This is a genomic window from Flavisolibacter ginsenosidimutans (assembly GCF_007970805.1).
GTDB classification, from domain to species: Bacteria; Bacteroidota; Bacteroidia; order Chitinophagales; family Chitinophagaceae; genus Flavisolibacter; species Flavisolibacter ginsenosidimutans.
Genome location: NZ_CP042433.1, coordinates 226038 through 251012 on the forward strand (window position 1 = coordinate 226038; position 24975 = coordinate 251012).

Here is a 24975-nt window from a genome sequence, read left to right on the forward strand (position 1 = left end):
GTGGATTTGTAGTGCGTTGTGCGAACGATTTCTTTCCGTCGTTCCGGCGGATTGCGTAATAGGAATGTCTCATCTTTTATAAACAAAGATTTGTTCATCTACCCTTGACCAAACATAAAATGAAGAAACTTATTTGCTCGTTAACCTTCCTTCTTTGCGCCTTTTTTTTGCAGGCGCAAATCCTTCTTCCGCAATATCCCGATTCGCTTTTTCCTACTTATTATCATCAGCGGGCAACGCATTTTCGTAGCCTGCCGCAAACAAAGGGCGACGTTATTTTTCTCGGCAACAGCATCACCGACGGCGGCGAGTGGAGCGAAATTTTCAATGACTTAAAAGTTAAAAACCGCGGCATCAGTGGCGATGTAAGCGCCGGTGTATTGAACCGTCTTGATGAAGTGGCACAACGCAAGCCCGCCAAAGTTTTTCTGTTGATTGGTGTAAACGATTTGGCAAGAAACATTTCACCCGACAGCGTGGTGAAAAACATTCTGCTTGCCGCTTCTTATTTAAAACAAGAAACGCCTTCCACGCAACTCTTTGTGCAAAGCATTTTGCCGGTGAACGATGCCTTTGAAAAATTTCCGGGACACACGAACAAAGGCCAGCAAATAAAACAAGTGAACGAGAAACTGAAGCAGAACGCAACAACCTACCGCTACAATTTCGTTGACCTTTACTCGTCGTTTTGCGATGAAAGCGGCAAGATGAAAAAGGAACTCACCAACGACGGTCTGCATTTGTTGGGTAAGGGTTACTTGCTCTGGAAGCATTTGGTTTATCCGCAGGTTTACGGTTTGCAACAGCAGGCATCCCTCTTGCCTTTGCCGCAAAAACTGCAATGGCAGAAGGGCTATTTTCCGTTGGTCGAATGCCGCTCCATTTTTATCAACAACGACGCAATTCGCAACGAAGGCTTGTGGCTTCAACGCCAATTGGAAAAGAAGGGACTTGCGATCTTGTTTCAAAAGAAAAAAAGAGAAAAAGGAGAGAAGGCTATCCTCCTGCAATTGGGAAAAGTTTCGTCACCAATGCTGAAAGAGGAAGCCTATCAACTTGAGGTAAATGAAAACGAAATTGTTTTAACCGCTAATACAGCACACGGCATTTTCAACGGCCTTCAAACGCTGCTGCAATTGGCAAGAGACGGCGCAACGCTGGACGCTTGCAGCATCACCGACTGGCCGGCTTTTTCCTGGCGCGGCTACATGATTGACGTGGGACGGAATTACGTTTCAATGAATTTGCTCAAGCAACAGATTGATGCGATGGCCGCTTACAAGCTCAACGTTTTTCATTTTCATCCCACCGAAGACATTGCCTGGCGCATTGAAAGCAAACTGTACCCGCAACTCACGGCGCCGGAAAATATGTTGCGCAACAAGGGCCAGTATTATTCCGAAGAAGAGATAAAAGAATTGATTGCTTATTGCAAGGAACGATACATCACTTTCGTTCCCGAGATTGACATGCCGGGACACAGTGCCACGTTTAAACGGGCGATGAAAACCGACATGCAAAACGACAGCGGCCTGCTTATCGTCAAAAATATTTTGAAAGAATTTTGCACCACCTATGACGTTCCTTACATCCACATTGGCGCTGATGAAGTGAAGATCACGAATCAAAAATTTGTTCCCGAAGTGACTGCCTACATTGAAAGCTTTGGAAAGGGCGTGATTGGCTGGCAGCCGGGCGGAAATTTTAGCAACAGCACGATTCGGCAATTGTGGATGGACGATAACGCACACCGTTCTTCGAAGGACAATATTCGCTTCATTGATTCCCGGCATCTTTACCTCAATCACATGGATCCGCTTGAGGCCGTCGTCACCATTTTTAACCGCGAGATTGGCGACAAAGAAAAAGGCGATTCTTCCCTTTTGGGCGCAACGCTTTGTATGTGGAATGATAGAAGAGCAGAGCAGGACGTTGACATTTTGCGCATGAACCCTGTTTATCCCGGCATGTTAGCTTTTGCCGAAAGAACCTGGCGCGGCGGCGGACAGGCGGGATGGATAGCGAACGTAAGCAACGGCGATGTAAAAGCGTTTACCGAATTTGAAGGCCGCTTGCTCGATCAAAAAGAAAGTTACTTCCGGCACAAAGCTTTTCCATACGTAAAGCAGACGCAAATGCAGTGGCAACTGTACGGGCCTTACGACAACGAAGGCGATGCGAATAAAAAATTCTCTCCCGAATATTCATCCAATCAAAGCGAGTGGAAGTTTTACAAGAACGTTGTTGGCGGAACAATTGTTTTGCGGCATTGGTGGTATCCCTTGATAAAAGGCGCCGTTGATTCACCGAAACAAAATTCAACCTTCTATGCTTTTATAAAAGCTTGGAGCGATGAAGACGGCGAACAAAATTTTTGGATCGGCTTTAATAATCTTTCGCGTTCGCCCGCAACCGATTCGCCGCCCGCCAACGAATGGGACAATAAAGGCAGTGAAGTTTGGGTGAACGAAAAAAAGATTTCCCCACCGCATTGGCAGCACGGCGGTATGAAAGGAAGCGCCGAAACACCGCTCGTTGATGAAGGATACGAATACCGGGAGCCAACAAAAATATCTCTGAAGAAAGGCTGGAACACGGTCTTGATTAAATGCCCCGTTGAAAGTTTTAAAGGAAAGGATTGGCAAAACCCGGTAAAGTGGGAGTTTACGTTTGTGCCTGTTGACGGAGAGTAAATTTTTCTTGGCAGACAGCTTCTTTGCAAATGCTCTTTCGTATCGTGACGGGAAAGAAATTCAACGCTTATTTGTTTGCGACGTGAAAACAATGCACGTTGTTCGTTGCTTCATAACGCACCGTCATATCGTTGGCGTCGGCAATCTTTTTTACAATGGCAAGTCCCAGACCGTTTGAGGTTTCACCGTTCTCCGGCGACGTTTTAAAGCGTCGGAAAAGATTCTCCTGTTTTATCGGCGGTCGCTGGCTTGCGTTGCAAATGCTGTAATCATTTTTGGTTACCGTTATGCTTATTTTGCCACCTTGGAAATTGTACTTGATGGCATTGCCCAACAGATTGCTCACGAGTGAATCGGCGAGGAAGGGATGAAGCCTTGCGCCAAAATCGCCGGTGAAGTTTGTCTCCACCAACAACTCTTTGTCTTTGATTACGGCATCAAAAAGGGTGAGGTATTTTTTTGTTACGTCCACAAGATTGATTGTGCCGGTTGCTTCAAACTGGTTAGCCTCAATTTTCGCCAGCAGCAAAAGCGATTGATTCAATTTGCCCAGCCGTTGCAAGGCATCGCTTGCCTGCACCACGGCTTCGGCTTGCGTTGCGTTCAGGTTGCTGTCCTGAAGCAAGAGTTCCAGTTTGCTTTGCGCCACGGCCAGCGGTGTTTGCATTTCGTGTGCGGCGTCTTCGGTAAACTCTTTTACGGTAATGTAATCGCTGTGAATTTTTGCCGCCATTGTGTTCAGGCTTGCATTCAGTTGGTTGAATTCTTCGGTGCTGCTTTCGTCAAAACGAAGCGCCTGCATTTTGGGCAATTCAACGGTTTGAATCTTGTGTAGCGATTCGTAAAAAGGCTGCCAAAGCCGGCGGCTAATGATCCAGTTGAAAAGCAGTGTGGCAAGCAAAAGGCCGCCAAATACCACCAACATACTGGTGGCAATGTTGGCTACCAAGGCAAGCTTTTGTTCCTGCGATTTGCGAATGAAAATGCGATAGGTAACACCGTTCACAGCTACCACATCTGACAACTGGCGAAACGGAATTTGTACGCCGTTTCCTGCACGCGCCGAATAAATGGTGGAGAGTTCGGGAGCGTTAGTTGCCGGTCCGTCTTCGGGATAAATCAACAAGTCGGGTGAGCGCAAAATAAAGTTGTTGCCGCTTGCGGTTGCCGCGTCTAAGTAATCAATCCATTGCAACTCTTCGTACACCAGTTCCTTGTCGGCTCTTTCGTTGATTTGTGCGTTAAAACGACTGAACAACAAGTAACCAGATGCGGCCAAAAGCGGAATGATGGCGAGCAAAAAATACAGTGTGGTTTTCGTTAGAAGTTTCATGTTTCGTTTGATAAAACCGATGCAGTTTTATGTGAGTAAAACGTAGGGCAATCACCAAAACAAATGAAGCCTTTCGTATGCCTGCGCTGCAACCCTTCGACAAGTTCAGGGTAACAACGTACATTCAATTATCTGAAAATTTATACCCCGCGCCGTGAACCGTTTTTATGTAATCGCCGGCGCCGGCTTCTACCAATTTTTTCCGTAGGTTTTTAATGTGTGTGTAAATAAAATCATAATTGCTCAACTGCTCGTAAGCATCGCCCCAAACGTGTGCGGCAATGGCGGCTTTGGTGAGTACTCTTCGTTTGTTGGCAACAAAATATTCCAACAAGCGGTATTCTTTTTCCGTTAAGTCAACGGCCTTGCCGTCAACGCTTACGCGTTGCGCTTCGGGCTCTAATTTTATCTCGTTAAAAACAATGGCTTTGCTGCCCTCAAAATTGCGCCGCCTTATGATGGCGTGAATGCGGGCATTGAGTTCGGAAAGATGAAAGGGTTTTGTCAGGTAATCATCCGAGCCAAGTTCGAGGCCTTTCAATTTGTCTTCCAGCGCATTTTTTGCAGAGATGATGATGATGCCTGTTTTTGCTTCTACGTCTTTTAATTCTTTCACCAGGTTTAAGCCGCTGCCATAAGGGAGGTTCAAATCAATCACCGCGCAATCGTATTGATGCAACCGTATCTTTTGCAGGCCGGTTAAAAAATCACCCACCGCTTCGCACACAAATCCCTGGTGTTCCAAATACGTTTGAATGGATTGCTGCAAGGCGCCTTCGTCTTCAATGATGAGAATTTTCATGGCAATAAAAATACGGCCATAAAAAACCCCGCCACAAGGCGGGGCCTCTTAACCAAAACCAACAATCGAACTATAAATTTTTATTGAAGATCGTTTAAAGCGTATTGGTATTCGCGGTTGGGTTGAGACGGATAAATGCCGCTGATGACAACGCTGCTTCCGCCGTTCTCAATCGCTCCTTTCAACGCGTCAACGCTGGTTACGCTGCGGCCATTTACTTTGGTGACGATGAAGCCTTCTTTGATGCGTGTTTGTTCGCTCAGCACGCCTTGTGAAAGGCTTTTCACTTGCACGCCACCGCTGATGCCGAGTTGAGCCGCCTTCTGCGGGTCGAGGCTTTCAAACGAAGCGCCCAGTTGATCAACGGCTTGTTCTTTTAGTAACGCATAGGTTCCGGCATCGCCTTTCAATATCACTGTAACTGTTTTCTCACTGCCGTTGCGTTGATAGCTTACGTTCAACTTATCGCCAGCGTGCATGGCCGCGATTCTTTCAATGATTTCCGTTCCGGTGTTGATGGCAACGCCGTTAATCTTTGTAATGAAATCGCCTTTTTGGATGCCGGCTTCCGCAGCCGCACTGTTTTGCGAAACATCCATCACATACACGCCAACGCCGTCTTTAATGTTTGCCTTTTGACGGTCTTCGTCGCTCATTTGATCGCTGCCGAACATGATGCCGAGGTAAGCCCGTTTGGCGCTGCCGTACTTCACAATGTCGCCGGTAATTTTTTTCACCATGTTGGAAGGAATGGCGTAACCGTAACCGGCATAAGAGCCCGTGGGCGAAGCAATGGCGCTGTTAATGCCAATCAGGTCGCCGTCGGTATTTACAAGGGCGCCACCGCTGTTGCCGGGATTGATGGCCGCATCGGTTTGAATAAAGGCTTCCAGAGGCGTTTTGCTTTGGCGGCCGTTGATGCCAAGGCTTCTTGATTTTGCGCTGACGATACCCGATGTTACCGTTGCGTCGAGGTTGAGCGGATAGCCAATTGCCAATACCCATTGTCCAAGATGAACGTCGTCGGAGTTGGCGAAGTTCATGTACGACAAATTGGTGGCGTCAATTTTTACCACGGCCAAATCGCTGCTGGCGTCGCGGCCAATAACTTTTCCTTTGTAGGTTTTGTTGTTGCTCAGGGTTACGGTTAATTCATCGGCACCGTCCACCACGTGGTTGTTGGTCACGATGTAGCCGTCGGCGCTTACAATCACACCCGAGCCCGAAGCCCGTTGCACTTGCGATTGCATGTTTCCTCTTCCGCCAAACATGTCGTCAAAGCCGTCGCCAAAAAAATCGCGGAACGGACTGTTTTGCAGGTCTGGCATGGCCGCTTGTTTGGCCTTTGTCAAGGTTTTAATGTGCACCACCGAAGGCACCGCTTTGCTAGCGGCTTTTTCAAAGTCCACGCCAGGACCGCCGGGCGAGGTTTCCGTATAGCTTGCATTTTTAAAGAGAGATGAGTTTTGCTGGTTGTCCCACGCGGACGAATGATTTTGCCGGTACTGATCGTAGCCCCAAATACTGCCCACTGAAATGGCTGCTGCCACCACTACCGCTGCGAAAGATTGTTTTACTGTCATGGTTAATTGTTTTTTGCAAGGCAATCTTACCGCCGCCGTCTGAAGCATTTCTGAAGAAATTTCTAAACGCTGCGTTAAACGATTTTTTATTCAGCGCAACAACGCATTGTGAAAGTCCTTTGGTGCACGAGAAAGGTTTCGCAATTCAACTCCTTATTTCTGTTTGCAAAAACAAAATACAGGTCTTAACTTACTTTCTCTTTTCAGCGCTGTTCCCTCTGGCAAAACTCCCCGTTGAAAACTCCGTTGTGCCGTTGTATTCCGTGAAAAACCGGTGCTTTAAAAAACAGCAATCAAACCCAGTTTACATCATTTAACCAAAAACAAACGGAGGAAGAAATGCCTGATCTTATTCAAGAGCCCATTAAGTTTTCCGGTAACCAAAAAGCCGTTGCCGTATTTTCTTCAAGCGAAGACGCGGCGGCCGAAATTCAAGACAAACTGAATCTTGCACCGTACAACGCCATCATCCTCGTGTTTGGCAGCGCCGACAACATCGAAGAAAAAATTGTCCCGCGTCTTACGCAATTGTGCCGCAGAGGCATTGCCAGCGCTGCCGCCGATGCAAAAGCCGTCATTCTTGATGGCGGCACTAACGCAGGCGTTGCCATGTTGGTGGGAGCGGGGGTTGCCAGCCGAAACACAAAAGTTTCGTTGATTGGTGTGGCGCCGAAAGGCAAGGTTAGTTTTCCGGGTTTGCAAGACGTGCCGGCGAACGCCACGCCTTTAGAGCCCAATCATTCGCATTTTGTTTTGGTTGACGGCAACGAATGGGGCAACGAAACACCAACGCTGTTTAACCTGGCAGATGTGCTTATGCAACCGCCAAAAAAAGAAGTGGACGCTGCGCAAAGCGCCAACGGTTCACAAACAAGCTGGCTTTCGCGAAGCAAAAAAGAAAGCGGTACAAACAGCCAACCGGCGAAAGAAAAAAAGATACCGGCATTGGCCATTTTGATAGGCGGCGGTGCGGTAACAAAAGACGAAGTGGTACAGGCCGTGCGGCGCAGGATTCCGATGATTGTCGTGAAAGGTAGCGGCGGACTAGCAGAAGACGTTACGGATGCATACGACAAAAAAGACGTTCTGCCGGACGATCCCGACCTCGCTGAAATCATTGCCGACGGCGACATTCATTTGCATTCGCTGGACGATTTGGTGGAAGGAATGAACCGGCTTATTCTTCGCGAACTGGCAACCGACAAAGTTTTGCAACAAGCCTGGCAAACTTTTGCGACTTATGATTTGAACGCCGGAAACCAACAGTCGTGGTTTCGTCATCTGCAAATGTGGATTCTTTGCGTGGGCTTAATTGGAACCGCGTTGGCGATTTCGGACCAGGTCTTGCAAACCTATCACGTTTATGATGATTCTCGGGTGACGGTTCTTGCCAAGACTTTTAAATACCTGCTCATCCTCATTCCCATTGGCCTTACGGCATTGGTGGCAGCTTCCAACCGGTTTAAGCAAGGAAGCAAGTGGATGCTGTTGCGAGCCGGCGCCGAATCCATCAAGCGTGAAATTTACAAATACCGCGTAAAGGGCTATTACAAGGAAGTTGACACGACCGCCCAGGAAACAAGAACAGATGAAGAGATGAAGCGGCAGGAACAGGTAACGCCGGAACAAGAGCTAACGCATAAAGTGGAAGACGTTACGCGGCGTGTAATGCGCACCGAAGTAAACTCTACTTCGCTCAAGCAATACACCGGCGGCGTGTATCCGCCGAATTATGGACAGCCCCCAAGTGACGACGGCTTCAGCGTACTTACGCCGGACAAATACGTGGAGGTCCGGCTGGACGAGCAGATAAAATATTTTCAGGGAAAGACGCCAAAGCTTCAAAAGCAATACTTCAGGCTTCATTGCGGTGTGTTGATTGCCGCTGCTGTTGGTACCTTTTTGTCGGCTGCGGGATGGCCGGTTTGGATTGCCTTAACTACCGCAATCGTTGCCGCGTTTACCACCTATCTTGGTTACATGCAGGTAGAGAACACGCTGACTAAATACAACCAGGCGGCCACGGATTTAGAAAATGTCAAAGGCTGGTGGAACGCACTTTCGTCAAGCGAACAGGCCATGACGAAAAACATTCAGCTCCTGGTTGACCATACCGAAGAAGTGCTGCAAACCGAACTGGATGGCTGGGTGCAACAAATGAAAGATGCACTGGAAACCTTACGCAAAGAGCAAGAGAAGGACAAAGGAAAGGACAATGCAAGCGAAGGCGCTAATGTGCCACCTCCGCCGCCGCCTCCCGGTGGAGAAGGGGGCGCTGCAGGTGAAGGTGCAGCGCCGGTTGCCGACAACGGCGAGCCAAACGTTCAGGCAGGTATGAACGAAAACGACGCAGCAAAAGCTGCAGCGGAAGCTGCACCGGCACAAGCAACGGATGCGGCTGCGCCAAACGTAACCAACCAAGCGGCTGGTGAAAATTCTGCGCCGCCTTCCAATGTGGAAAACGATGACAGTCCCGCCGATAAAAACGACGACGATGAAACAGAGAACAAAGGAGGAAGTGATGGTGACGTGAAGGAGGACAAGCCCGAATAAAGAAAAGCAATGCACAAGAAAAGAACCGGCAATTGGTGCCGGTTCTTTTAATTTTTTATTGAAAGCAAATTCCTTGTTTCCGTTAACAAGCCTTTGCCGTCGGCCTTGGCAAGCGCATCGTACAAGAGTTGCCAACGGCGTACAACGCCTTTTTCGGCACAAAGGTTTTTTGCCGCTTCAAACGATTTTTTTGCAAGCAAAATATCTTTCTCTTTCCCGCACAAAACAAGACCGCAGAGAGCCAGTGATTTTGCGTAATGAAATTCGTAAAGCTGCGGGCTTTGCTCAATGAATTCTTCTGCTTTTTGCGAGGCAGTGGCAAATGCTTTTGCCGCGGCCTCACCGTTGCCACTGCGCAAGGTGGCAATGCCAAAAACAATGTTCACTTTGGGTGTATTCAAGCGGTATTCGTTCTGCAAAGCCGCGTTGCACATCGCTATCGCTTCGGTAAATTTTTCGGCAAGCAGATAAGCAATGGCAAGATTCATCCTTGCTTCGTTTTGGCCTTGCAGTACCGAAATTTCGTCGAAGATTTTGATGGTTTCTTTAAAGGTTGGCACTGCTTCTTCCGCAAAGCCTTGTTCCATTTTTACCGCGCCAATGCTGGTTTGAATAATGGCTTGCATAAAAGGGTTGTCGGCCTCTTTTGCGCATTGCATCGCATCATCGTAATGCTTTAATGCCTGTTTGTATTCACCAAGGTCGGCGTAGCGTTGTCCCAGGTTCACCAAATCATAAGCCTCTCCGTCGCGGTATTTTATTTCGCGGTCAATGTCAACGGCTTCTTCAAATTTTTTTATGGCGTCGTGAATCCGGCCGACGTTGGCAAAAATGATTCCCGAGTTTACAAGTACAATGGCTTCTCCTTTTTGATCGCCAGCATCGCGGTAAATCTGAAGTGCTTCTTCGTAAATATCCAATGCTTTTTGCGCCTGTCCCATTTCATCGTAACAAACGCCCAAACCGTTTAATGAATAACGTTTGCTCGGCGGGTCGGCCCGTTCATCAGCAAGGCGGATGGATTGCTCGTAAAATGCGATGGCGGTTTCAAACTTGCCCATGCGGTAATAGGCATTGCCTAAATTGCCGGCGCTGTATTGAGCCAATTCTTTGTCGTTTATCTTTCCCTGCAACCGTTCGTGCAACTCGGTAGCCAAACGAAAATGTCCCCACCGCATCAGGTAGTCGAAATCAATTTCAAGCAGAAGGTTGGCAGCCGTGTCGTAATCTTCGCCTTCGCAACGCAGTTCAAATTCCGACAACTGCGGGGCCATGTCTTCCAGTGTTTTCCAATCTTCACGAGGCTTGCGGGCCAGTTTAAACCATTCGGCCGCATCATCCTGCAAAGCAAAGCAACTGAACACCGGCGACGCAGCACTGCGGTCTTCGGCTTTTCCTTTCGGGATGCGGCTTAAGGCATAGTCCCGGTCAATTTGGTGAAGGTAAAAACGGCCCGCGTCGCGGCGAACGAATTGCATGTTCACGAGGCGGCTTAGCACACCGGCGCTGTTGATGCCGGGCACGTAAGGCTTCAACAAATAATCCACGGCAACCGGCGGCACGGGATAACGAAAAACGGCCAACGCCTGCATTACCATTTGTGCTGTTGCATCCAAACGGCTAAAGGCTTCGCCCACCAAAACAGCCGTTACTTTTTCGGGTAGAATCTCCTTGGTGTTCTCCAGAATTTCTTTCAACGACGTGCTGCGGTCGGCAGATAAAATGCCAAAGAGATGTTCCAATGCCCGCGGATAACCGCCCGTTCGCTCCTGCGCCTGTTTGAGTAAAGCCGCTTGTGCATCGCGAAGGCCAATCTTTCCATCGTTATCCATTTTGCGCAACACGTCTTCGGCATAGGGAGATTCAAGCCCCGTGTCAAGATCACGCCTTCGTTGCAACTCGGGATGAACAAAAGCAAAATCAGTCGGCGCCACTCTTGTTGTGATGAGGATTTTAAGGCCGTGCGGCGGCGCTTCAAGTATTGCCTTCAACGCTTCTTTTAATTCCGTGTTTTTTATCTCGCCGGTTTCCACGTCTAATTCATCTTCAAAGTTGTCGAGCAACAAAACGGTGCGGCCCTGCGGAAATGCAGCGAGTAATGATTCAATGGCCGTCTGCGTGGTCGTCTTCGGGTCTTTGTAAACCGCTTCAAGTTGTGTGCGGGTTTCATCGGAAAGAAGCTTGCAAAGGCCGCTGAATATATCGGGATAGGTAACGCGGTCGAAGGCGCTTGAATCGCTGAGATAAACAATCCCGTCAACCGTTAAAGGTCCGCCGTCGTCAGGCAATTGCCCCGATTGTACGGAGCGAAGCAGTCGGCAAACCATTGCTGTTTTTCCCACACCGCCGCGGCCAACAATCGTCATGATGCGCAACGCTTCGTCTTTTAAGAAAGCGGCAATAGAAGCCGTTTCGTCAATGCGGTCCTGAAACCAGGTGGGCGGTGTAAGCGGCGGACGGTTGATAAATTTTCCCGGCACCGGTGCACTCATTGGTTTCTCCGGCAAACGCACTTGTTCCAATCCTTGTTGAATGCTTTGCTCTACACGTTCCTGCACTTTGCCGGGATTGTCAATGAGTTCCTGCAACTGCGCAATTTCTTTTTTCAGGTCGGCAATTTCTTCTTTGATGCGGGTTTGTTCCATTGGTTCTTTAGCTCTCGACAAGTCGCGTTCGGCATCAGCAATGCGGTGATTAAGCGAACGGATGCGGCCTTTAGGCGTGTCCATTTCAGTTAAAAAATCACGCAGGCGAAAGAGTGCTTTTTCGGCATCGGAATAGAAGTCAATGTATTCACGCGAGGACAAACTAAAAGGCAACAAAACGCCTTTCGTAAACAACAGGGGAATGATGGTTTTTTTGTATTGCAAGGCACGCACCCATTCGTTTTTGCAGACCGATTTTGGCTGCACGCTGTCGGTCGTCATTACGTACAAAAGACCTTTGCAGGTTTTGATGGCGTCGTCCAATTGTTCGTCCCAATCACCGTCGGGGCGTTCGTCCAATTGGTCGAGCCAAACTTTTACGGCCGGTGGGAAACCGGCCAGTTTATTGGCCAAATCGAGCGCAAATTTTTCACCGTCTTGTCGCGAGTAACAAATAAAAAAATGGTCGGGCATGTTTGGTTGTGTTGGTTAAAACTCCTGTTTTCATTCGGGCACCAACAGCGTCGTGAAGCAACCGGGTTCTCACTCTAAACTACGTATAATTAACAGGCCGAAGAAAGAAAGAGAGCTGCAAAATGTTTGGTTGTGACAGCCGGCGTTTGAACGGTGCATAATTCAAACACCGTAAAAAATAAAAGTGTAATTTCCCTTCGATTGCTTGCTGTTGCTTTAATTTTAAAACAATAGACAAGCCATGCACCTCACACCCCGCGAATCGGAAAAACTGCTTCTTTTTTTGGCCGGCGAACTGGCGCAAAAGCGAAAGGCCCGCGGCCTTAAATTAAATTATCCCGAAGCCATAGCACTCATCAGCAGCGAACTGCAGGAAGCGGCACGCGACGGAAAATCCGTAGCGGAACTGATGTCTTTTGGCGCAACGATTTTATCTCGCGGAGATGTAATGGAAGGTGTGCCAGAGATGATTGACGAAATACAAATTGAAGCGACTTTCCCTGACGGAACAAAACTCGTCACGGTTCATCACCCGATAAGGTGAATTGTCAATTATGAATAATGAATAAATCAGCCATAATTCATAATTCATCATTTATAACTCATAATTCTATTGCATGATTCCCGGAGAATACATTTTAGCAAGCGGCAATATTGAATGCAATGCTGGACGAAAAACAACAAACGTTGTTGTTGTCAATACCGGCGACAGGCCGGTGCAAATCGGTTCGCATTTTCATTTTTTTGAAGTGAACAAACAAATGCAGTTTGAAAGAGAAAAAGCCTTTGGCATGCGCTTGAACATCGCTGCAGGAACGGCGGTGCGCTTTGAACCGGGCGAGGAAAAAGAAGTGGAGCTGGTTGAATTCGGCGGTACAAAAAAGATTGTTGGTTTTAGCAATTTGGTTAACGGTGTTGCAAAGGAAGAAACTAAAGGCGCAGCGTTGGAAAGAGCAGCACACAAAAATTTTAAGAACAGTTCGAACGATGCGGAGTAACGTTCCGAACGCACAAGGGTGCGACGCAACGAAAGCTAAATAGTAGCAATGCAGTTGGGTTCATAAAAAAAATTCACGTTTCATGAGTTTATCCATCAACCGAATCAAATACGCAAACATGTACGGCCCAACCACTGGCGACAAAGTGCGGTTGGGCGATACCGAATTGTTCATTGAAATCGAAAAAGACTTTACTGTTTACGGCGACGAGGCAAAATTTGGCGGCGGCAAAACCATCCGCGATGGCATGGCGCAATCGGGCACAGCAAAACGCGACGAAGGCGTGCTTGATTTTGTGATCACAAGTGTGATGATCATTGATCATTGGGGCATTGTAAAAGCTGACATCGGAATCAAAGACGGAATGATTGTGGGCATCGGTAAAGCCGGTAATCCCGATACGATGGACGGTGTTTCGCCGAACATGACCATTGGTGCGTCAACCGAAGTACACGGCGGAGCAGGATTGATTGCAACGGCTGGCGGCATTGATACGCACATTCATTTTATTTGTCCGCAATTGATTGATCACGCATTGTTCAGCGGCATTACTACGATGATGGGCGGTGGTATGGGTCCGGCTGATGGAACGGCCGCAACAACGGTTACTCCCGGTGCCTGGAACATTCAAAAAATGCTGGAAGCCGCTGATGCTTTTCCGATGAACCTGGGTTTTTTCGGAAAAGGAAATTGCGCAACCGTTGAGCCGCTCAAAGAACAAATTGAAGCCGGCGCCTGCGGATTAAAAATTCACGAAGATTGGGGCGCAACGCCTGCCGTGATTGATGCATCGTTGAAAGTAGCGGACGAATACGATGTGCAAATTGCAATACATACGGATACACTGAACGAAGGCGGATTTTTGGAAGACACGATGGCGGCGATTGACGGAAGAGTGATTCATACCTTTCATACCGAAGGCGCTGGCGGCGGTCATGCACCAGATATTATTAAGGCCTCGATGTATCAAAACGTTTTGCCTTCATCCACCAACCCAACAAGACCGTTTACGAAGAATACAATTGACGAACACCTTGACATGCTAATGGTTTGTCATCATCTTGATAAGTCGGTGCCCGAAGATGTTGCGTTTGCGGACAGCCGCATTCGTCCCGAAACAATCGCCGCGGAAGATATTTTGCACGACATGGGCGTGTTCAGCATGATGAGTTCCGATTCGCAAGCGATGGGACGTGTGGCGGAAGTGATTACACGAACCTGGCAAACGGCGGATAAGATGAAAAAGCAACGCGGCGCATTGAAGGAAGATGAAGGAACAAACCACGATAATTTTCGCGTGAAACGTTACGTGTCGAAGTACACCATCAATCCGGCCATCACACACGGCATTGCAAACCTGGTTGGATCAATTGAAGCCGGAAAATTTGCTGACATCGTGTTGTGGAAGCCGGCCATGTTTGGCGCAAAGCCTGAGATGATTATAAAAGGCGGAATGATCGTCGCCAGCAAGATGGGCGATCCGAACGCTTCCATTCCTACACCGCAACCGGTAATTTATCGCTACATGTTTGGCGCTTACGGAAAGGCCGTGCAAAAAACCTGTCTCACCTTTGTTTCGCAGGCTTCGGTTGATGCCGGAACAATTGCCACTTACAAGCTTTCAAAACAAATCGTTCCGGTGAAGGCTTGCCGAAGTATTTCAAAAAAAGATTTAATACACAATGACCAAACGCCGCAGATTGATGTGAATCCGGAGAATTACGAAGTGAAGGTTGACGGTGTGCCGATTGCTTGTGAGCCGGTGTCGGTTGTTCCGCTAGCGCAACGTTATTTTTTATTTTGATTCAAACGCCATGTTGATTAAAAAGAAAATAGGAAACCTGTCGTCTTTCTCTGTTGGGGAAAAAAAGATTGATCGTTTGCCGCTTGAATGGTACGAATGCACCAAACGCATTTTGCACAAGCGAACGGAGAACGGGAGAGAAGTAACGTTTAAGTTTTTAAAAGAAGCACAGAACCTGCAGCAAGACGATGTTTTGTTTGCTGATGAAGAAGTATTGATTGTTGTTGATGTATTGCCCTGTGAAGCCATTGTGCTGAAGCCTTCCACAATGCACGAGATGGCCTTGGTTTGTTACGAAATCGGCAACAAGCATTTGCCGCTTTTCTACGAAGATGATTGCTTGCTCATTCCATATGATGCACCCACGCATCGGCTGTTACGGGCTTCCGGCTTTGAGGCGATCGTTGAAAAAAGAAAATTGCTGAACGGCTTGCGCACAACTGTTTCGCCTCACGCACATGCGGGCGGCGAAAGTTTGTTTTCAAAAATTTTAAAGCTGACAACAACGAATGAATAAACTGCTTTCCTTGTTGCAATTGTGCGATCCGGCTTTGCCCATTGGCGGTTTCTCACATTCGACGGGGTTGGAAACCTACGTGCAGCTTGGCTTGGTAAAAAACAAGCAAACAGCAAACGAGTTTGTGACAGCGCAACTGGCGCAAAATATTTTTTATACCGATGCGGCCTTTGTTTCGCTGGCGTATGATGCGGCGGAACAAAACGATTTTTATACGTTGCTGAAATTGGACGAGGAATGCACAGCGGTAAAGCTGCCAAAAGAAATGCGGCTGGCAAGTCAGAAACTCGGGCTGCGGCTGTTGAAAATATTCTCGTCGCTGCAAGCGCATTCGTTCATTCTGCAATACCGCGATGCCATTGTATCCGGCGAGGCAAAGGGACATTATTCTCTTGCGTTTGGTTTGCTTGCTTGTCTGATGAAGATTTCGAAAAAAGAATCGCTGACCGGATTTTTTTACAACAGCGCAGCGGGTATGGTAACAAATAGCGTGAAAATGATTCCGCTTGGTCAAACAGAAGGACAGGAAATTTTGTTTTCGCTTCATAATTTGATTGAAGACCTGGCGGAAAAGGCAATGGTGCCAAACCGTGATTTGATTGGCTTATGCTGTGCTGGGTTTGACATTCGGTGTATGCAGCACGAGCGGTTGTACTCACGGTTGTATATGTCGTGAGGAGTTAGGAGTTAAAAACTTTTTAAGGTAAGAGTAGGTTGTAGTCATAACTGATAATGTGGCGACGGAACATTTTGCTGAATAGAATTACCGAACGCACAAGTGAGTGACACAACGAAAGTTCAATAGAATTACAAAAGTTAAGTCCATAAAAAATGCAAGAAAGAACGTATATAAAAATCGGTATTGCCGGACCCGTAGGTTCAGGCAAAACGGCTTTGATCGAAAGATTGAGCCGCAAGATGAGCGATGATTATAGCATCGGTGTTATTACGAACGACATCTACACAAAAGAAGACGCGGATTTTTTAACGAAGAACAGCTTGTTGCCGTCTGAACGCATCATCGGCGTAGAAACAGGCGGTTGTCCGCACACGGCCATTCGCGAAGACGCCAGCATGAATCTTGAAGCCGTGGAAGAAATGGCACAACGTTTTCCCGATGTGCAAATCATTTTCATTGAAAGCGGCGGCGATAATCTCTCGGCAACTTTTAGTCCCGATCTTGCCGACCTGACCATCTTTGTAATTGACGTAGCAGAAGGCGATAAAATTCCTCGCAAAGGCGGTCCGGGTATTACGCGTTCAGATTTGTTGGTGATAAACAAAATTGATCTGGCGCCTTACGTAAATGCGGATTTAACCGTGATGGAACACGATGCACGAAAGATGCGAAAAGGTGCGCCTTTTGTTTTTACAAACCTGATGAATCTTGAAGGAGTAGACAGCGTAATAGCCTGGATAAAAAAATATGCGCTGACAGAAGAAGTAGCGGAGGGGAAGTTGTGGCGTTAAAAGCGGTTGTGCATATCGAAACAGCGTTGCGTGACGGAAAAACTTTTCTAAAGAACTCGTTTTGCGACGCGCCGTTTAAATTGGGCGATATAACGGAAGATAAAAGCAAAAAAGGACTGCTTCTGATGCTCATGAGTTCTTCGCCGGGAATGCTCGATGGCGACGAATATAATTTTCAGATCCGGCTTGGAGAAGGGACGGCAACCACGCTGCAAACCCAATCCTATCAACGCATTTATCAAATGGAAAAAGGCGCGGTGCAAAGCATGAACATCAACCTGGAAGCGGGTGCGTCGTTTGTTTATTTGCCGCATCCTGTTGTTCCGCACAAGGGTTCTTCGTTTACTACCCGCAATAAGTTTTTTTTGGCAGACCGCTGTTCGCTCATCTGGGGAGAAGTAATCAGTTGCGGACGCAAGTTGAACGATGAAATTTTTCAGTTCACTTCATTTCACAGCATAACGGAGATTTATCGAAACGAATGCTTGATTGTCAAAGAAAATGTTTTCATCAAGCCCGCTGAAATGAACCTGGCAGGACTTGGACAAATGGAAGGTTATACGCACCAGGCAAGTTTTCTTTACATCAAGGATAGCGCTAATGTGGATGAACTGATTAACAGGCTTGCGGCTGATTTGGAAAGCAGTGTTGACATCAGTTTTGGCATCAGTGCTTTGCCTGTTAATGGATTTGTTCTGCGGTTGCTTGGCTGCAAAGCTGAACAGCTTTTTATCTTGCTTCAGCGCATTGCCGCTTTCGTTCAGTTGTCAACCTCACTCGTTGTTTCAAAAGCAAAAGCCCATGTCTGAAGTTCAATTGCTCTTGTTGGCGGCCGTTTCGGTTTCTTTTTTTCACACGCTGGCCGGGCCTGATCACTACCTGCCTTTTGTTGCCTTGTCGAAGGCAAGGGAATGGTCACTTGCGCGAACACTTTTTTGGACGATGATCTGCGGCGCCGGTCACGTAGGAAGTTCGGTGCTGCTGGGTCTTGGCGGTGCTGCATTGGGTTGGTCCGTGACAAAAATCGGCTGGCTTGAATCGGTACGGGGTGGCATTGCGGGCTGGACGTTTTTGGGCTTTGGTTTTCTTTATTGCATTTGGGGCCTGATCAGGGTAAAGAGCAACAAGCGGCACAAACATTTTGATGTGAATGACGACGGTTCGGTTTATGTTTTTGAACACAAACACGGCGAAGCAGTAGCGATAAATGAACGGCACAAGGTAACGCCCTGGGTTATGTTTATCGTATTTGTTTTAGGTCCGTGCGAACCCATGATCCCGCTGCTTTATTTTCCGGCGGCAAAGCATTCGGCAAGCAATATGTTTTTGCTTATTGTTGTTTACACCTTGTTTACACTTTTGACCATGATGCTGATGGTGTTCGCCGGTTTTTACGGCTTAAGTTTTTTTAAGACGGATAAGCTGGAACGTTACCTGCACGCCTTGGGCGGCTTTACCATTTTGTTGTGCGGCGCAGGGATGGTGTTTTTAAACTGGTGACAAAGTTGCTTCGACAATCATTTTGTTGTCTTGCTTCATGCGGGCTTCTTTCTTTGTTAAACATTCATAAAATAGAAGGCCCTTTAACAAACGCTAACGAAACATGGCGATGCGTTTGCTTTCTCACGAACCGAACGACCACAAACCACGTTCCCTCATTTTATGAAAAAACATTTTTTACTCCTTGCTTCCTTTGCTTTGTCTTCCTTTGTTTTTGCGCAATCATCTTCGCCTTCGTTCGGTCTTCGTGGCGGTGTTTCCTATGCGGGTTTATCGGGCCAGGCCATGAACAGTTTGCAAGGCCTGATTAATTTTTCGGCCGGCGCCGTAACGGCAAGTAACCACACCGGCTTTTTTGGCGGCGGATATGCAAACATTCCCCTTGCAGAAAACGTTTCAATTGAACCCGCTGTTTACTATTCGCAAAAGGGCTATGAACTAAACGGCACGTTCAGTTTAAAAGGCGCTGATTTTTTAAGTGCCGGTGCAAAAGCCTCGCTCAACACAAGCTATATTGACGTTCCGGTTTTGGCTAAAGTGAACCTAAACGGCTTGCAGCTTTTTGCAGGGCCGCAAGCTTCTTATCTCGTCGGCGCAAAGTTGCGCACAACGGCGGGTGCTTTGGGCTTCAACATTGTTGACAACACAACCGATGCAAAAAACCAGTTTAATCCCTGGGACTTTGCGTTGGCCGGCGGTGTTGGCTACCAGTTTGCAAACGGTTTCAATATTACTGCGGCTTACGATCACGGTCTTTCAAAAGTGGACAAAGGCCAAAGCTTCGATTCGTATAACCGTGCGTTCAAGATCGGGTTGGGCTTTCGTTTCTGATAAAATTATAGACGCCGTAAAAGCCACTTCCTCTTGCGAAGTGGCTTTTGTTTTGTTGTTTTCTGCGCCAAAAAATTTCTGCCTAATTTTCAAGCCTTCATCAAGTGCAATTACATGGAAGAAAAAACGCTGTCGCTTCGTACCGTTGAGGTTATCCGCTACGTAACGCCGCTGCGCGAAGGCGGCTCGCTGCCGGCGATTGTAGAAGCGGACGATGATTTTTTATACGTGCTGAAATTTCGCGGGGCGGGGCAGGGAATTAAATCGTTGATAGCAGAACTGATTGGCGGCGAGGTTGCGAGAGCAATGGGATTAAAAGTGCCGGAGATTGTCTTTGCCAATGTTGATCCCGCGTTTGGCCGTACGGAGCCCGACGAAGAAATACAGGACCTGTTGAAAGCAAGCGAAGGATTAAATCTGGCCTTGCATTATTTACCCGGGGCCATCACCTTTGATCCGAACGTGACAAAGGTGGGCGCAGGCCTGGCTTCGCAAATTGTATGGCTCGACAGTTTTATTACCAACGTTGACCGCACGGCACGTAACACCAACATGCTTGTCTGGTACAAAGAACTTTGGCTCATTGACCATGGCGCCTCGCTTTATTTTCATCATAACTGGGAGCGGTGGGAAGAGCAAAGCCGACGGCCGTTTGCCTTGATCAAAGACCACGTGTTGTTGCCCTGGGCAACGGAGATGGAAAACGCAGACAGCAAAGCCCGTGCAGTCATCACGCCACAGAAAATAAAAGAAATTGTTTCGCTTGTGCCCGACGAGTGGCTGGTGCTCCTTGCACCGGAACCGGTTGAAAACATCCGGGATGTTTACGTTCAATTCTTAACAAACCGCCTTTCCCTCAATTTTGTAAACGATGTGCAACATGCCCGACAAACGCTTGTTTGAATACGCCGTGATTCGCGTGGTGCCGCGAGTGGAACGGGAAGAGTTTCTGAACGTGGGCATCATTCTTTATTGCAAGCAAAAAAAATACTTGAACTGTGTTTACAAGCTCGACCAAAAACGGCTAAACGTTTTGTGTCCGACGCTTGAATGCGGCGACGTAGAAGATCATCTTCTTTCGTTTGAAAGCATTTGCAAAGGCAGCAAGGAAGCCGGTTCTATCGGCAGCCTTGATCTTTCTTCCCGCTTTCGCTGGCTTACGGCCACACGCAGCACCATTGTGCAAACCTCCAAAGTGCATCCCGGCTTTTGCAAAGACCCTGACGAAACATTGCAGAAGCTTTTTGAACAGTTGGTGTTGTAGTTGGTGGCAGATGACCGATGACAGATGACGGATATTGGACATCAGCAGTATGATGATAGAAAACAGGAGATAGGCAGTAAGGTGCCGGAGAAAAAAAGGAGTTTTTTCTCTCAAATGCGTCAATCGCCGTCCGTCTTCTAACCTCAGGCATCCTACATCCTACATCCGCTATCTGTCATCCATCATCTTCCTTTCGCATCGTAAAAGTCCCATTCCGCTTTCCGTTCATCTACGATGCTGTGTGTAAATTCCATATGCAAAAAAATGGGCAATCTTGCCCTTGCCGGCCTAACCCAAACGGAGTAGTTTTGTGGCAGAAGTTGATTGATAGCAGTATCAATCTATCCAATGCCTTGAAAAGCCGAATCTATCCAAAATCCTAAAATACCGTCCAGTAAGTTTTTTAGAATCCTGTTCCGTGAAAGCCATCTAAAATCTAATATCAGTCAACTTCTTTCTTTCGTTTTTTTCAAATCCATCATACCCGCTCCGTTTTATTATCCAATTGTGCCAACGTATTTCTGATCCTGTTTAAAACCGGCAGGCGACCAACTTTTGTCCGCATGAACATCCGGCAGTTGGTGCGTTTAACGAACGGTCCCCTTTTGAGGGGATTTTTTCTTTGTGTCGTTAAAACATGCGTAATGAGTGCGGCTGTGCTTAATTTCATTGCGGATTTGGCATCGCTGTTAAGCAAACGTTTGCCGCTTTCGTATTTTACGCATTGCTGATCATTCATTACTCATTTCCATGTCTCACGTTGATGTTGTTAGCGATATTCTATCGGCGGCTTTAAAAGCTTATCCCGAATCTGATTTTGTGCAGAGTCTTTCGCACCAATACCTCGTGCGGGGAAGTTTGAGCAAGCGCCAACTGGAAGGCTTGTACAAAAAAGCGGAACGCATCAAAGGACTTCCGCCAAACAAATTAGCCACACTGGAAGCTATCATCCTTAAGCGGCCAAAGAAATACAAATCATCCTTGCCGGTTTCGGAACCTCTGTTTAAAAAAGACGAGGCTTCGATCAAAATGATTGAAGAGATTTTGGCCAAATACCCGCAACACAAAAGAGTGCTTTTCTTCCAGGCAAAATGCATGAATAACGAAGACCTGTCACCAACGGAAACAACCGAACTGGCAAAGTTTCACAAGCTGCTCATAAAGTAATTTTCAAAACAATTCTCCTTGAATCTTTTTCTTTTCCTCTGTTTTATTTGCCTGGGCGTAGCCGCATCGGTGCTGGCGAAAAAGTTAACCTTAGCGGCTGCGTTAACCGGCGGTGCTTTGGGTGTAATTATATTTTTTGGTGTAGAATGGATGGGCATTGCGTTAATGGCTGCTTTCTTTTTACTGGGTACGCTGGCAACATCCTGGAAAAAAAATACAAAGCAAACCCTGGGAATCGCACAAGAGAATAAAGGACGAAGAAGTGTTGGGCAAGTGTTGGCAAACGGCGGCGTTGCGGGTTTGCTTGGACTGCTTTCTGTCCTCTTTCCGCAATACGCACCAACGTTTTTATTGTTGATGGCTGCATCTTTTTCTTCAGCAACAGCCGACACCGTTTCTTCGGAATTAGGCAGCGTGTACGGACGAAAATTTTACGACATTCTTTCGTTTAAAAAAGGCCGCCGCGGCGCCGACGGTGTCATCAGTGTGGAAGGAATTTTCTTTGGTCTTGCGGGAAGTGCAATTGTTGCTACGGTATATGCAATTGGCAGCGGATGGCGTCGCGAATATTTATGGATTGTTGTTGCCGGAACAATCGGCAATCTTGCTGATTCTTACCTTGGCGCAACCCTAGAGCGAAGAGGCATTATGGGGAACGATGCCGTTAATTTTTTAAACACGGCAATTGCCGCTTTATGTGCTTTTTTACTTCTCTACATTTAAGCCGGACTGTTGATCAATACGTAAAGCATGAGTGCAATAAACCCGATGCAAAGAAGTGAGATGGACAGATTGCGAAGAAGCTCTGCAGGCTTGGCAAGAAGCAATTTTTTTGTAAGGGCTTTCATTGTTGATGGCTTTAAAAGGAATTGTGTTTCTAAAATAAAGAAGGCATTAGCAAACACAAAGCCACAGGGTTACAGTTTTTAAAAATTGCGTACTACTGCGCAACCGCTTATCGGAAAACTACGACAACCGCAAAGCCGCTTGCTTTACCTTCGTCCTTTTTTCAATGTTTATGCGAAAAGAAGCTTTGCAAACGATAAAGCTTGCCTTGCCCATCATCGTTGGCGAACTGGCGCAGATGGCCTTGCACATCATTGATACGGCTATGGTTGGCGGCATCAGTTACAAACAACTGGCTGCGGCTGCGTTGGTGATTCAGGCTACCAACATTCCCTTTGTACTTGGCATCGGCATGACGATATCGGTTTCGCAAATGGTTTCATTAGCGCACGGCAAAGGCGATGAAAAAGCCGTCTCGCATTATTTCTTCAACGGTTTTTGTTTGTGTGCGCTAACGGCTTTCGTCATTTCTTTTTCGCTGGTACTGGGACGAAATTTTTTGCATCATCTGGGGCAAGACCCTGAGGTGGTTCAATACGCTTTGCCCTTTATGAAGATGATGAGTCTTTCCATTGTTCCCATGCTTTTGTTCATGACCTTAAAGCAGTTTGCCGATGGCTTGCAATACACACGAACGGCCATGGCGCTCTCGCTTCTGTCCATGCCGCTGAATGTTTTTTTGAACTGGCTTCTTATTTACGGCAACTGGGGTTTTCCACGGCTTGAACTGGTGGGTGCGGGCTGGGCTACGCTTATCACACGTTCGCTTGCCTTTCTCATTTTATTGATCGTGGTGTTGCAACACAAAACCTTCAAACCCTTTACGCTGGTGCACAAAAGCCAGTGGTTGTTTCAGAAAAAAACCTGGCGTGAATTACTGGGCATTGGTGTCCCCAGTGCTTTGCAAATTGGCATGGAGGCCGGCGCCTTTGCGGTATCGGGTATTATCATTGGTACTATCGGTGCGGTGTCGCAGGCGGCACATCAAATTGCGTTAAGCTGCGCTTCCTTTACGTTTATGGTTTCGATGGGATTGGGACAAGCGGGTTCTATTCGCGTAAGCAATACGTCTGGTACGGGCAACTGGAAAAAAATTTCTGTCATAGGCCGAAGCACTTTGATCACGGCTTTTGCCTACGGTGTTTTTTGCGCCGCCATGTTTGTTTTGTTCCGAAACAAATTACCCGGCTTGTTCACCACAAACAAAGAAGTGTACGCAATGGCCACACTGTTGATTTTGTTTGCGGCCATCTTTCAAATTTCCGATGCAACGCAGGCCATTGGCGCAGGCTTACTACGTGGCATTAAAGATGTGAGAACGCCGACGATTCTTATCGGCATTGCGTATTGGGTTGTCGGCATCCCGGTGGGTTATTTGCTGGCTTTCAAAGCCGGCATGGGCGCTGCGGGCATGTGGACGGGCTTTGTGATCGGTCTTACGTTTGCGTCTGTTTTTTTAATCACTCGCTTTTTAAAGATGACAAAGAAAATGGGCCATCAGTAATCAGCCGTCGGTTATGAGTTTGGAACTATAAATGGTGCATTGTAACGAAATTTCTATTGATAGTAGAAAACTGGTTGCTCACTGCTTTGCTTTATCAATTGCACTGTTCTTTCTCACCGTATCCCAATACTTTTTCCCGTAGCTCACAAAAATTTCTTCGCCGGCTTTTATGTCTTTTGTTGCCACCAGGAAAACACGCAAGCCATCGGCTTCAAACCTTGCGTTGTTTCCTTTGTCTTTTGCGCGAACCAAACCGGCCGCATCGTTTGCGTATCGTGCCAATGATTTTGGATGATCTCTTCCGTCAATAACATAATTGGGCTTTAAAAAATAGATATAACCGTTTGTGGCGTCCTTCTTTGCTTCTTCCCACGTGGTGATCGTGCCTTTGTATTCAACGATGCGGGTGCCTTTAGCAACGGCTGTTTTTGTGAACAATCCTTGTCCCGCACCGGGAAGTCCGGATGGTTTTATTTCGAGATCCTTTTCCAACAACGCCATAATGAAAACTAATTGATCGTTCAGTGATTGTTTCCCCACTGCTCTTTCGCCATTTCAAACTTTATTTCGCCTTTGCCGTAAATGCCTGTTTCCGTCCAGCCGGCTTTGCGGTAAAAACGTTCGGCACGCGAACGCGGCGCGGTACTCAACCAAACCGTTTTATCCGTCTGCGAAAAATACCAGTCGAGCATCAGTTGATGTAATTTTTTGCCAATGCCTTTGCGCTCAAATTCAGGTTCAACAAACAAGGCCCAGATGTTATTGCCTTTGACATCGGCAATGGAAAAACCAACGATGCGTTCGCCGTCTTCACAAACCCAGCCCTTGCCGCGTTGCGTGATGTAATCGAGAACATCACTATCGGGTACGAGGGCCGGATCGGACAAAACATTTTCATTCACCGAATGCCGCACTCTTTGTATTTGCGCAATGTCATCTGCTCTTGCTTCCCGAAACTGCATGAATTAAAGATAAAGGCATCTCCCTTATT

23 protein-coding genes are annotated in these 24975 nt (G+C 47.3%); 16 read left to right on the top strand and 7 right to left on the bottom strand.

The window, feature by feature from the left end:
- Positions 1-119: 119 nt before the first annotated feature.
- On the top strand, positions 120-2693 hold the full coding sequence (locus FSB75_RS00750) for a family 20 glycosylhydrolase (protein WP_146781456.1): 2574 nt from the start codon (positions 120-122) through the stop codon (positions 2691-2693).
- A gap of 67 nt (positions 2694-2760) precedes the next feature.
- Here FSB75_RS00750 and porY read toward each other — a convergent pair whose 3' ends face one another.
- The 3 genes from porY to FSB75_RS00765 form a co-directional block, all read right to left on the bottom strand.
- Positions 2761-4026 (bottom strand): sensor histidine kinase, encoded by a 1266-nt coding sequence (gene porY / locus FSB75_RS00755; protein ID WP_146781458.1) that lies wholly within the window; start codon positions 4024-4026, stop codon positions 2761-2763.
- A 124-nt stretch (positions 4027-4150) separates the two neighbouring features.
- Positions 4151-4828: a response regulator transcription factor gene (locus tag FSB75_RS00760; protein WP_146781460.1), complete on the bottom strand. Its 678-nt coding sequence runs from the start codon at positions 4826-4828 to the stop codon at positions 4151-4153.
- An 80-nt stretch (positions 4829-4908) separates the two neighbouring features.
- Complete coding sequence (locus FSB75_RS00765; protein ID WP_146781462.1) at positions 4909-6411, bottom strand: trypsin-like peptidase domain-containing protein; 1503 nt, start codon at positions 6409-6411, stop codon at positions 4909-4911.
- A 339-nt stretch (positions 6412-6750) separates the two neighbouring features.
- Here FSB75_RS00765 and FSB75_RS00770 point away from each other — a divergent pair, with 339 nt between their 5' ends.
- The gene (locus FSB75_RS00770) at positions 6751-8964 is read left to right on the top strand and encodes a DUF4231 domain-containing protein (RefSeq protein WP_146781464.1); all 2214 of its coding nucleotides are present in this window, start codon (positions 6751-6753) and stop codon (positions 8962-8964) included.
- Positions 8965-9011: 47 nt separating this feature from the next.
- On the opposite strand, the gene FSB75_RS00775 is transcribed toward FSB75_RS00770, so the two are convergent.
- The gene (locus FSB75_RS00775) at positions 9012-12083 is read right to left on the bottom strand and encodes a tetratricopeptide repeat protein (RefSeq protein WP_146781466.1); all 3072 of its coding nucleotides are present in this window, start codon (positions 12081-12083) and stop codon (positions 9012-9014) included.
- Between the two features lie 241 nt (positions 12084-12324).
- Between FSB75_RS00775 and ureA the strand changes: the two genes are divergently transcribed.
- The 13 genes from ureA to FSB75_RS00840 all read left to right on the top strand — a co-directional run bounded on the left by ureA (position 12325) and on the right by FSB75_RS00840 (position 22357).
- A complete protein-coding gene (gene ureA / locus FSB75_RS00780; RefSeq protein WP_146781468.1) occupies positions 12325-12627 on the top strand; it encodes an urease subunit gamma in 303 nt (100 codons plus the stop codon).
- A gap of 73 nt (positions 12628-12700) precedes the next feature.
- Positions 12701-13081, top strand: a complete 381-nt coding sequence (ureB, locus tag FSB75_RS00785; protein ID WP_146781470.1) for an urease subunit beta — start codon at positions 12701-12703, stop codon at positions 13079-13081.
- 82 nt (positions 13082-13163) lie between these two features.
- On the top strand, positions 13164-14885 hold the full coding sequence (gene ureC / locus FSB75_RS00790; protein WP_146781472.1) for an urease subunit alpha: 1722 nt from the start codon (positions 13164-13166) through the stop codon (positions 14883-14885).
- Positions 14886-14895: 10 nt separating this feature from the next.
- A complete protein-coding gene (ureE, locus tag FSB75_RS00795; protein ID WP_146781474.1) occupies positions 14896-15402 on the top strand; it encodes an urease accessory protein UreE in 507 nt (168 codons plus the stop codon).
- The gene (locus FSB75_RS00800) at positions 15395-16078 is read left to right on the top strand and encodes an urease accessory protein UreF (protein ID WP_146781476.1); all 684 of its coding nucleotides are present in this window, start codon (positions 15395-15397) and stop codon (positions 16076-16078) included. The genes ureE and FSB75_RS00800 overlap by 8 nt, the downstream gene beginning before the upstream one ends.
- Before the next feature lie 155 nt (positions 16079-16233).
- On the top strand, positions 16234-16872 hold the full coding sequence (gene ureG, locus FSB75_RS00805) for an urease accessory protein UreG (protein ID WP_146781478.1): 639 nt from the start codon (positions 16234-16236) through the stop codon (positions 16870-16872).
- 8 nt (positions 16873-16880) lie between these two features.
- A complete protein-coding gene (locus tag FSB75_RS00810; RefSeq protein WP_227990734.1) occupies positions 16881-17681 on the top strand; it encodes an urease accessory protein UreD in 801 nt (266 codons plus the stop codon).
- Complete coding sequence (locus FSB75_RS00815; protein ID WP_146781482.1) at positions 17674-18372, top strand: sulfite exporter TauE/SafE family protein; 699 nt, start codon at positions 17674-17676, stop codon at positions 18370-18372. Before FSB75_RS00810 ends, FSB75_RS00815 begins: the two co-directional genes overlap by 8 nt.
- 162 nt (positions 18373-18534) lie before the next feature.
- Positions 18535-19203, top strand: a complete 669-nt coding sequence (locus tag FSB75_RS00820; RefSeq protein ID WP_146781483.1) for a porin family protein — start codon at positions 18535-18537, stop codon at positions 19201-19203.
- Positions 19204-19317: 114 nt separating this feature from the next.
- On the top strand, positions 19318-20106 hold the full coding sequence (locus FSB75_RS00825) for a HipA family kinase (RefSeq protein WP_146781485.1): 789 nt from the start codon (positions 19318-19320) through the stop codon (positions 20104-20106).
- Positions 20084-20467, top strand: a complete 384-nt coding sequence (locus FSB75_RS00830; RefSeq protein ID WP_146781487.1) for a DUF3037 domain-containing protein — start codon at positions 20084-20086, stop codon at positions 20465-20467. Before FSB75_RS00825 ends, FSB75_RS00830 begins: the two co-directional genes overlap by 23 nt.
- A gap of 750 nt (positions 20468-21217) precedes the next feature.
- Positions 21218-21634, top strand: coding sequence for a hypothetical protein (locus FSB75_RS00835; RefSeq protein WP_146781489.1), 417 nt, complete (start codon positions 21218-21220; stop codon positions 21632-21634).
- 18 nt (positions 21635-21652) lie between these two features.
- Complete coding sequence (locus FSB75_RS00840) at positions 21653-22357, top strand: DUF92 domain-containing protein (RefSeq protein WP_146781490.1); 705 nt, start codon at positions 21653-21655, stop codon at positions 22355-22357.
- Here the strand turns inward: FSB75_RS00840 and FSB75_RS22185 are convergent.
- Entirely contained in the window at positions 22354-22482 is a 129-nt protein-coding gene (locus FSB75_RS22185) for a hypothetical protein (protein WP_262711943.1), read from the bottom strand. The genes FSB75_RS00840 and FSB75_RS22185 overlap by 4 nt on opposite strands.
- Before the next feature lie 170 nt (positions 22483-22652).
- Between FSB75_RS22185 and FSB75_RS00845 the strand changes: the two genes are divergently transcribed.
- On the top strand, positions 22653-23984 hold the full coding sequence (locus FSB75_RS00845) for an MATE family efflux transporter (RefSeq protein WP_146781492.1): 1332 nt from the start codon (positions 22653-22655) through the stop codon (positions 23982-23984).
- Between the two features lie 78 nt (positions 23985-24062).
- On the opposite strand, the gene FSB75_RS00850 is transcribed toward FSB75_RS00845, so the two are convergent.
- Together FSB75_RS00850 and FSB75_RS00855 are read right to left on the bottom strand one after the other, a co-directional pair.
- Positions 24063-24485, bottom strand: coding sequence for an SET domain-containing protein (locus FSB75_RS00850; RefSeq protein WP_146781494.1), 423 nt, complete (start codon positions 24483-24485; stop codon positions 24063-24065).
- A gap of 20 nt (positions 24486-24505) precedes the next feature.
- Entirely contained in the window at positions 24506-24946 is a 441-nt protein-coding gene (locus tag FSB75_RS00855) for a GNAT family N-acetyltransferase (protein WP_146781496.1), read from the bottom strand.
- Positions 24947-24975: the final 29 nt, after the last annotated feature.

Excerpts from the sequence above, each read along its gene's own strand:
- FSB75_RS00830 (WP_146781487.1), top strand. The coding sequence starts at position 20,084 with ATGCCCGACAAACGCTTGTTTGAATACGCCGTGATTCGCGTGGTGCCG.
- FSB75_RS00820 (WP_146781483.1), top strand. The coding sequence starts at position 18,535 with ATGAAAAAACATTTTTTACTCCTTGCTTCCTTTGCTTTGTCTTCCTTT.
- FSB75_RS00825 (WP_146781485.1), top strand. The coding sequence starts at position 19,318 with ATGGAAGAAAAAACGCTGTCGCTTCGTACCGTTGAGGTTATCCGCTAC.
- ureG (WP_146781478.1), top strand. The coding sequence starts at position 16,234 with ATGCAAGAAAGAACGTATATAAAAATCGGTATTGCCGGACCCGTAGGT.
- porY (WP_146781458.1), bottom strand. The coding sequence starts at position 4,026 with ATGAAACTTCTAACGAAAACCACACTGTATTTTTTGCTCGCCATCATT.
- FSB75_RS00770 (WP_146781464.1), top strand. The coding sequence starts at position 6,751 with ATGCCTGATCTTATTCAAGAGCCCATTAAGTTTTCCGGTAACCAAAAA.
- ureE (WP_146781474.1), top strand. The coding sequence starts at position 14,896 with ATGTTGATTAAAAAGAAAATAGGAAACCTGTCGTCTTTCTCTGTTGGG.
- ureA (WP_146781468.1), top strand. The coding sequence starts at position 12,325 with ATGCACCTCACACCCCGCGAATCGGAAAAACTGCTTCTTTTTTTGGCC.
- ureB (WP_146781470.1), top strand. The coding sequence starts at position 12,701 with ATGATTCCCGGAGAATACATTTTAGCAAGCGGCAATATTGAATGCAAT.
- FSB75_RS00855 (WP_146781496.1), bottom strand. The coding sequence starts at position 24,946 with ATGCAGTTTCGGGAAGCAAGAGCAGATGACATTGCGCAAATACAAAGA.
- FSB75_RS00845 (WP_146781492.1), top strand. The coding sequence starts at position 22,653 with ATGCGAAAAGAAGCTTTGCAAACGATAAAGCTTGCCTTGCCCATCATC.
- FSB75_RS00835 (WP_146781489.1), top strand. The coding sequence starts at position 21,218 with ATGTCTCACGTTGATGTTGTTAGCGATATTCTATCGGCGGCTTTAAAA.
- FSB75_RS00850 (WP_146781494.1), bottom strand. The coding sequence starts at position 24,485 with ATGGCGTTGTTGGAAAAGGATCTCGAAATAAAACCATCCGGACTTCCC.
- FSB75_RS00800 (WP_146781476.1), top strand. The coding sequence starts at position 15,395 with ATGAATAAACTGCTTTCCTTGTTGCAATTGTGCGATCCGGCTTTGCCC.
- FSB75_RS00775 (WP_146781466.1), bottom strand. The coding sequence starts at position 12,083 with ATGCCCGACCATTTTTTTATTTGTTACTCGCGACAAGACGGTGAAAAA.
- FSB75_RS00815 (WP_146781482.1), top strand. The coding sequence starts at position 17,674 with ATGTCTGAAGTTCAATTGCTCTTGTTGGCGGCCGTTTCGGTTTCTTTT.
- FSB75_RS22185 (WP_262711943.1), bottom strand. The coding sequence starts at position 22,482 with ATGAAAGCCCTTACAAAAAAATTGCTTCTTGCCAAGCCTGCAGAGCTT.
- FSB75_RS00765 (WP_146781462.1), bottom strand. The coding sequence starts at position 6,411 with ATGACAGTAAAACAATCTTTCGCAGCGGTAGTGGTGGCAGCAGCCATT.
- FSB75_RS00750 (WP_146781456.1), top strand. The coding sequence starts at position 120 with ATGAAGAAACTTATTTGCTCGTTAACCTTCCTTCTTTGCGCCTTTTTT.
- ureC (WP_146781472.1), top strand. The coding sequence starts at position 13,164 with ATGAGTTTATCCATCAACCGAATCAAATACGCAAACATGTACGGCCCA.
- FSB75_RS00760 (WP_146781460.1), bottom strand. The coding sequence starts at position 4,828 with ATGAAAATTCTCATCATTGAAGACGAAGGCGCCTTGCAGCAATCCATT.